The following is a 5,624-nucleotide window of genomic DNA, read 5'->3' on the forward strand; positions in this document are numbered from 1 at the left end:
GGGTAGGGAAAGCAGCATATATTTTTTGTAGGTGGAGGCCCGAGCCGGAATCGAACCGGCGTATACGGATTTGCAGTCCGCTGCGTCACCACTCCGCCATCGGGCCAGTGGAGCGGGGAGATGGCGGGGGCGGGGGGGATTGTCAACCGTCATCGGCGGCGGCGATCGTCTTTTGCCCGAATCCCCAGATCATGCTTGGCGGAAATGCGCCGAGGCGATAAAGCCTTGAAGCTGTCCCTACTGTATTGTATGGCTAAGACACTAAGTGGCAGGAATCCCAGTGACCGAGCAGAATTTCGAGCAGATGCGTCGCGCGATGGTGGTGAGCCAGCTCCGGACCACCGGGGTCAGCGATGCACGGGTCGTCACCGCCATGGGCGAGGTCGCGCGCGAGCGCTTCGTACCGGCCGACAAGGCGGCGATCGCTTATGCCGAAATCGCGTTCCCGCTGGGCGATGGCCGTTCGCTCAATCCGCCGATGGTGACCGGCCGTCTGCTCACGCAGGCGCAGGTCGTGGCAGGTGACAGCGTGCTGCTCATCGGCGCGGCGACCGGCTATACGGCAGCCCTTCTCCTCGCGCTCGGCGCCAGCGTCGTCGCGGTGGAAGAGGATGAGGCGCTGTTCGCGCAGGGCAAGGCGGCGGTTCCCGGAGCCACTTGGGTCAAGGCGGCGCTGACCGCCGGCAGCAAGAAGGGCGCACCCTATTCGCTGATCCTGATCGATGGCGCGGTGGAGCAGATTCCGCAGGCGCTGGTCGATCAGTTGGCGGATGGCGGGCGTCTGGTCGGCGCGCTGATCGAAAATGGCGTCAGCCGACTGGTCTCGGGTGCGAAGGCGGGCAAGGGCTTCGGAACGACGGCTTTTGCCGACGCCGATGCCGCCGTTCTTCCCGGTTTCGAGAAGCCTGCCGGATTCAGCTTCTGACAGGGATGTAACAGGTGACATCGAAGCTTGGGGGTAAAGCGGCAGGCCGTTTCCATGTGTCCGCTGCAATACTGGCGCTCGCCCTTTCGGCTGCGCCGGCTGCGGCCGATACTCTGCGTGAGGCGTTGAGCCGTGCCTATGCTTCGAATCCGACGCTGACGGGGGCACGGGCAGGGCTCCGGGCCACCGACGAAGGGGTTGAGATCGCCCGCGCTCCGGGGCTGCCCGACATCGCCGCGACGGCCGGTTACAATGAATTCGTCAAGCGCTCGGCCAATGCCTTCACCTTTCCCAAGCGCGCAATCCAGGCCGGCGCGACCGTTACCGTCCCGATCTATCAGGGCGGCGGCATCCGCAATTCGATCCGCGCGGCCAAGGCCCGCGTCGAGCAGGGGCGGGCGAGCCTGCTGGGCACCGAGGCCAATGTGTTCACTTCGGTCGTGGCCGCCTATATGGACGTGATCCGCGACACCGCGATCGTGAACCTCAACCAGAGCAATGTGACCGTGCTGGAGACCAATCTCCAGGCGAGCCGCGACCGGTTCGAGGTCGGCGACCTGACGCGTACCGACGTGGCCCAATCCGAAGCGCGGCTGGCCGGTGCGCGGGCCAATCTGCGCTCGGCACAAGCGCAACTCGACGCCAGCCGGCAGACCTATCTCGAGGTCGTCGGCACCTTCCCCGACACGCTCGAGCCGCCGCCGGCGCTGCCGGGCCTCCCGGCCAGTTCGGAAGATGCGGTCGAACTGGCGGTTGCGAACAATCCCGACCTAGCCGCCGCGCGTCAGGCGACGCGCGCCGCCCAATATGACATCGGCGTTGCCGAAGCGACGCGGATGCCGCGCCTCCAAGCCTTCGGGCAGGGTGACTACACCGATTATCGGGGCACGCTCGCCGGCGGCCTTGCCGGTGTAGCGCAGATCGACAAGACTGCGACGGTTGGGCTGCAGGCGCAGATTCCGATCTATCAGGGTGGCGAACCCGGCGCCCGCGTTCGTCAGGCGCAGGCCCGCAAGAGCCAGGCAATCGAGGCGGAGACGGCCGCCGAGCGTGCCGTGATCGCCGATGCCCGCATCGCCTTTGCCCGCTACGAAGCGGCGTTGGGCGTGATCGACTCGTCGGAAGCGGCCGTCTCGGCGAACGAACTTGCGCTCGAAGGCGTCCGGGCCGAACAGGGCGTGGGCAACCGCAATCTGCTCGACGTTCTGAACGCCGAGCAGGAGTTGCTCAACTCGCGCTCGACGCTCGTCTCGGCCAAGCGGGATGCCTATGTCGCCGGCTTCGCGTTGCTGGCCGCGATGGGCAGGGCCCAGGCGAAGACCCTCGGGCTCGACGGCGGCTCGCTCTACGATCCCGTGTCGAACTATAAGCGGGTACATGGGCGGATCTGGGATTGGGACAGCGATCCCAGGCCGAAGCCGGTCGCGACATCGACCCGGAAGGAGCCGAGCGTCTCCGCAGTTCCCGCACACAGCGCTGTGGAAACCCCCGGAAAATAGCCTATATTCCGGCCATGGCCGAACCGCGTCCCGAACCGTCGATGGAAGACATTCTGGCTTCCATCAAGCGCATCATTTCCGACGAACCCGCTGCTTCCAGGCCCGGTACGCAGCGTGCTGCCGCATCCGCACCGCCTGCGCCAGCCTCAATGGCGACGGCTGCGAATCGAACGACGCCGCCCCCGCGCCAACCGCTCGGGCAGGTGCCGCCAGCGGTCGATCGCGATCCGCCGCCGCCCTGGCCGATCCGCAGCGAAGCGCCGCCCCCACCGCCCCGCACCCCGGCTCCCGATTCGATCCTCGAACTGACCGATGCGGTGCCCGAGCCCGCACCCGCTTCATCGCGACCCGCCGAGGCCCGGCCCGTACAGCGGGCCGTCGAGCGGCTGCGCCAGGCCGAGGCCGAAGCGCCCGCGACGGTTTCCCGTCCGGTCCCCCGCGACCTGCTGCCGCGCACGCCCGCGCCGCGCGCTGCGGGCGGGGACATCACGCTCGACGCGCTGGTCCGCGACGCGCTGCAGCCGATCCTGACGGACTGGGTCGAGCGCAATCTGCCGGACATCGTCGAACGCCTCGTCCAGGCCGAGATCCGCCGGATGATGGAAAAGGACGGCTGACGACCGCGCTACCGTATCGCCACGGTGACACACTCTTGGCGCTAGGGCTCGATTGAGCTAGCCCTTGCCCATGCAGAAAATCTCGCTTCTGGCCATTGGCCTCGCGGCGGGTCTCGGCGCTTCCGCCCATGCCCGCCCGCTCACCATCACCGACGTCGCAACCCTTTCCCGCATCGGCAGCGCCGACGTATCTCCCGACGGCCGCTGGCTCGTCTGGGACCAGCGCGAAACCGATCTGGCGGCGAACAAAGGGCGCACCGACCTCTGGCGGCTCGACCTGAGCCGCAAGGGCGCGGTTCCCGAGAAGCTCGCCGCCGACCCGGCGAAGAATGAAAGCGGACCGGCCTTCGCACCCGACGGCCAATGGGTTTTCTTCACCGCGGATAAGGACGGGAAGAACGCGATCTGGCGTGTGTCCGTCGGCGGCGGAACGCCCGAACTGGTCGCGGATCAGGACGTGGGCGGCTTCAAGATCGCGCCGACCGGCGACAAGCTGCTGGTCTGGGCTGACCGTCCGGTCGGCGCGCGTTCGCTGGCCGACACCAAGCCCGAGGCGAAGGGCGGCAGCGGCCGGACCTATGACGATTATTTCGTGCGTCATTGGGACAGCTGGGCCGATGGCCAGCGCTCCCAACTGTTCGTCCTGCCGCTGTCGGCCGGCAAGGCGAGCGGCGACGGCGTTCCGCTGGTCGGCGCTCTCGTCGGCGACGCGCCGTCCAAGCCCTATGGCGATGGCAGCGAGCTCAGCTGGAGCAAGGACGGCAAGACCGTCTATTTCACCCTGCGCGAGGCGGGGCGGACCGAGCCGCTGTCGACCAATCTCGACATCTTCTCGGTCGCGGCCGATGGCTCCGCGCCGCCGGTCAACCTGACCGCCGCCAACAAGGCGACCGACACCAAGCCGAGCGTGTCGCCCGACGGCAAGTGGCTCGCTTATGTCGCGATGAAGCGGCCGACTTACGAAGCCGACCGGCTGGTGGTGCAGCTGCGTAACCTTGCAACCGGCGAAACCCGTGCGCTGACCGAGGGCTGGGACCGATCGCCGGACAGCCTGACCTGGTCGAAGGACGCCAAGACGCTCTACGTTACCGCCGAAGAGACCGGCACCGGCGCGATCTTCGCGATCGACGTCGCCAGGGGCAAGGTCACGCGGCTGACCCAAGGCGGTACGGCCGGCAGCGTCCTCGCGACGCCGAAGGGATATGTCTATACATTGAACAGCCTTGTCGCGCCGTCCGACTTCTATGCGGCCAGCGGCAAGGGCAAGCCCGTCCGGCTGACCGCGGTGAACCGCGAGCGGCTGGCTGGGATCGATATGCCGACCGTCGAGCATGTCAGCTTCGCCGGGGCCAATGGCGACACCGTCTGGGCCTATGTACTCAAGCCCGCCGGGCTCGCCGAAGGCGCAAAGGCCCCGATGGCCTTCCTGATCCATGGCGGGCCGCAGGGCTCCTTCGGCGACGGCTGGTCCTATCGCTGGAACCCGGCGGTCTTCACCGGTGCCGGCTATGGCGCCGTGATGGTCGATTTCCACGGGTCGACCGGCTACGGTCAGGCCTTCACCGATGCGATCAACCAGGATTGGGGCGGCAAGCCGCTTCAGGACCTGAAGGCAGGTTTTGCGGCCGTCACGCAACGCTTTTCCTGGCTCGACGGCAGTCGCGCCTGCGCTGCGGGCGGGTCCTATGGCGGCTATATGACCAACTGGATCGCGGGCAACTGGCCCGACGGCTTCAAATGCCTCGTCACCCATGCCGGCGTGTTCGACGCGCGCGCCATGGCTTATGAGACCGAAGAGCTGTGGTTCGACGAGTGGGAGCATGGCGGCCCCTATTTCGAGGTGCCCGGCAATTACGAGAAGTGGAACCCGGTCAACCATGTGACCGCGTGGAAGACGCCGATGCTGGTCCTGCATGGCGAGAAGGATTTCCGCATTCCCTACACCCAGGGCATCGCCGCCTTCACCGCCGCCCGCCGCCGCGACGTCGAGGCGCGGCTGGTGGTCTATCCGGACGAGAATCACTGGATCCTCAAGCCGAAGAACAGCATCCAGTGGTATGACGAGGTGCTCGGCTGGATGAACAAGCACACCAGGGCGGAATGACGTCGCTGGCCGACCGATAGATTAGGGTGGCGCAGGGGCGGTCCTCCCCGCTAAAGCCTGCGCCACCATGACGATAGACAAGACCTTCGACCCCGCCGCCATCGAGGCCCGCTGGTACGCCCATTGGGAAGACAAGGGACTGTTCCGACCGGAACGTCCCGATGCCGAACCCTTCACGATCGTGATCCCGCCGCCCAACGTCACGGGCAGCCTCCACATCGGCCATGCGCTCGACGACACGCTGCAGGACGTCCTCGTCCGCCATGCGCGGCTGAAGGGCAAGGATGCGCTGTGGGTCGTCGGCACCGATCATGCCGGCATCGCCACGCAGATGGTGGTCGAGCGCCAGCTCAACGCCAAGGGGCAGAAGCGCACCGATTTCGACCGCGACGCCTTCATCGCCAAGGTGTGGGAGTGGAAGGAAGAGAGCGGCGGCACGATCACCCGCCAGCTCCGCCGCCTCGGCGCGTCGTGCGACT

Annotated in this window: 5 protein-coding genes and 1 tRNA gene; 5 read left to right on the top strand and 1 reads right to left on the bottom strand. The window is 67.1% G+C overall.

The annotated features are described in order from the left end of the window. Positions 1–32: 32 nt before the first annotated feature. Positions 33–106, bottom strand: a tRNA-Cys gene (locus tag KAY22_RS23525). 174 nt (positions 107–280) lie between these two features. Here KAY22_RS23525 and KAY22_RS23530 point away from each other — a divergent pair. The 5 genes from KAY22_RS23530 to KAY22_RS23550 form a co-directional block, all read left to right on the top strand. After that, complete coding sequence (locus tag KAY22_RS23530; RefSeq protein ID WP_296625572.1) at positions 281–925, top strand: protein-L-isoaspartate O-methyltransferase; 645 nt, start codon at positions 281–283, stop codon at positions 923–925. Positions 926–939: 14 nt separating this feature from the next. Then, positions 940–2,424 carry a TolC family outer membrane protein gene (locus KAY22_RS23535; RefSeq protein ID WP_296625573.1) on the top strand — a complete coding sequence of 495 codons (1,485 nt, stop codon included), beginning with the start codon at positions 940–942 and terminating at the stop codon, positions 2,422–2,424. A gap of 14 nt (positions 2,425–2,438) precedes the next feature. Then, positions 2,439–3,041 (top strand): DUF2497 domain-containing protein, encoded by a 603-nt coding sequence (locus KAY22_RS23540; protein ID WP_296625574.1) that lies wholly within the window; start codon positions 2,439–2,441, stop codon positions 3,039–3,041. 70 nt (positions 3,042–3,111) lie between these two features. Beyond that, positions 3,112–5,145: a S9 family peptidase gene (locus KAY22_RS23545; protein WP_296625576.1), complete on the top strand. Its 2,034-nt coding sequence runs from the start codon at positions 3,112–3,114 to the stop codon at positions 5,143–5,145. Positions 5,146–5,212: 67 nt separating this feature from the next. Beyond that, a partial coding sequence (locus tag KAY22_RS23550) for a class I tRNA ligase family protein (RefSeq protein ID WP_296625575.1) occupies positions 5,213–5,624 on the top strand: 412 nt, incomplete at its 3' end.

The sequence above is a fragment of the Rhizorhabdus sp. genome (assembly GCF_018006725.1).
In the GTDB taxonomy this organism is placed as follows: Bacteria; Pseudomonadota; Alphaproteobacteria; order Sphingomonadales; family Sphingomonadaceae; genus Rhizorhabdus.